The organism is Glutamicibacter sp. FBE19, from assembly GCF_015524875.1.
GTDB classification, from domain to species: domain Bacteria; phylum Actinomycetota; class Actinomycetes; order Actinomycetales; family Micrococcaceae; genus Glutamicibacter; species Glutamicibacter halophytocola.
This window is the reverse complement of sequence record NZ_JACKQN010000019.1, coordinates 1-2,134: the sequence shown is the minus strand read 5'-3', so window position 1 is coordinate 2,134 and position 2,134 is coordinate 1. Positions and strand designations below refer to the sequence as shown.

Sequence of the window (2,134 nt, the reverse complement as noted above, 5' to 3'; positions counted from 1 at the left end):
CACCACGCCAGGCACGCCCACGGCAAACACAGGACAAACACCGAAACACCAAGAACCCCTTGCAAACCCCAACCAGCAACCACCACCAGCCCCCAACACGCACTCAAGCGCATCAAAGGCCAACAGCCAATCACCAGCCAGGCAAGGAGGCTTGTTGCCTCAAAACCCAACAGCATGCCAAACCATACAAGCCACACAACACCACCACCATCTTTCCAACACCCCAAAGGATGCGTACTCGACAACAACAGCGCCGCACAGCCACAGCCAGTACCCCGCCCGCACCACACAACCCCACAAGGGGCCGATCAGGCACACGCGCTTTCCAGTACTGAGTTCATTGATATTCCACCCATGAGCAACCCACCCGGACAACACTCGTGTCCAGCATGGGCAACCAAAAAATGGTTAGCTCCTTAGAAAGGAGGTGATCCAGCCGCACCTTCCGGTACGGCTACCTTGTTACGACTTAGTCCCAATCGCCAGTCCCACCTTCGACGACTCCCCCCACACAAGGTGGTTAGGCCATCGGCTTCGGGTGTTACCAACTTTCGTGACTTGACGGGCGGTGTGTACAAGGCCCGGGAACGTATTCACCGCAGCGTTGCTGATCTGCGATTACTAGCGACTCCGACTTCATGGGGTCGAGTTGCAGACCCCAATCCGAACTGAGACCGGCTTTTAGGGATTAGCTCCACCTCACAGTATCGCAACCCATTGTACCGGCCATTGTAGCATGCGTGAAGCCCAAGACATAAGGGGCATGATGATTTGACGTCATCCCCACCTTCCTCCGAGTTGACCCCGGCAGTCTCCCATGAGTCCCCACCACTACGTGCTGGCAACATGGAACGAGGGTTGCGCTCGTTGCGGGACTTAACCCAACATCTCACGACACGAGCTGACGACAACCATGCACCACCTGTGAACCAGCCCCGAAGGGAAACCCCATCTCTGGAGCGGTCTGGCACATGTCAAGCCTTGGTAAGGTTCTTCGCGTTGCATCGAATTAATCCGCATGCTCCGCCGCTTGTGCGGGCCCCCGTCAATTCCTTTGAGTTTTAGCCTTGCGGCCGTACTCCCCAGGCGGGGCACTTAATGCGTTAGCTACGGCGCGGAAAACGTGGAATGTCCCCCACACCTAGTGCCCAACGTTTACGGCATGGACTACCAGGGTATCTAATCCTGTTCGCTCCCCATGCTTTCGCTCCTCAGCGTCAGTAAATGCCCAGAGACCTGCCTTCGCCATCGGTGTTCCTCCTGATATCTGCGCATTTCACCGCTACACCAGGAATTCCAGTCTCCCCTACATCACTCTAGTCTGCCCGTACCCACCGCAGATCCGAGGTTGAGCCTCGGACTTTCACGGCAGACGCGACAAACCGCCTACGAGCTCTTTACGCCCAATAAATCCGGATAACGCTTGCGCCCTACGTATTACCGCGGCTGCTGGCACGTAGTTAGCCGGCGCTTCTTCTGCAGGTACCGTCACTTTCGCTTCTTCCCTACTGAAAGAGGTTTACAACCCGAAGGCCGTCATCCCTCACGCGGCGTCGCTGCATCAGGCTTCCGCCCATTGTGCAATATTCCCCACTGCTGCCTCCCGTAGGAGTCTGGGCCGTGTCTCAGTCCCAGTGTGGCCGGTCACCCTCTCAGGCCGGCTACCCGTCGTCGCCTTGGTGAGCCATTACCTCACCAACAAGCTGATAGGCCGCGAGTCCATCCCCCACCGATAAATCTTTCAACAACCCACCATGCGGCAGGAAGTCATATCCGGTATTAGACCCAGTTTCCCGGGCTTATCCCAAAGTCGGGGGCAGGTTACTCACGTGTTACTCACCCGTTCGCCACTAATCCACCCAGCAAGCTGGGCTTCATCGTTCGACTTGCATGTGTTAAGCACGCCGCCAGCGTTCATCCTGAGCCAGGATCAAACTCTCCATAAAAAACAAAAAGCCACCGAAACCCCTCGGAAAATAAGGGAGAATCAATGAAAAAATCCTGGCGAATAAAAAACACTCAAGAACACTACACGGGGGTGCAATGCCTCAAGCAAATGTTATGTATTCACCAAATAAAAATATTCGGTATCAACAAACTTGGCACACTATTGAGTTCTCAAACAACAAACACT

General features: G+C 55.2%; 2 rRNA genes (1 of these 2 cut by a window edge). Both read right to left on the bottom strand.

What is annotated here, in order from left to right:
- Positions 1–65, bottom strand: a 23S ribosomal RNA gene (locus H6F58_RS17825) (it extends 2,903 nt beyond the left edge of the window).
- A 355-nt stretch (positions 66–420) separates the two neighbouring features.
- Positions 421–1,946: ribosomal RNA gene (locus H6F58_RS17820) — 16S ribosomal RNA — on the bottom strand.
- The 16S and 23S rRNA genes sit together here, the layout of an rRNA operon.
- Positions 1,947–2,134: the final 188 nt, after the last annotated feature.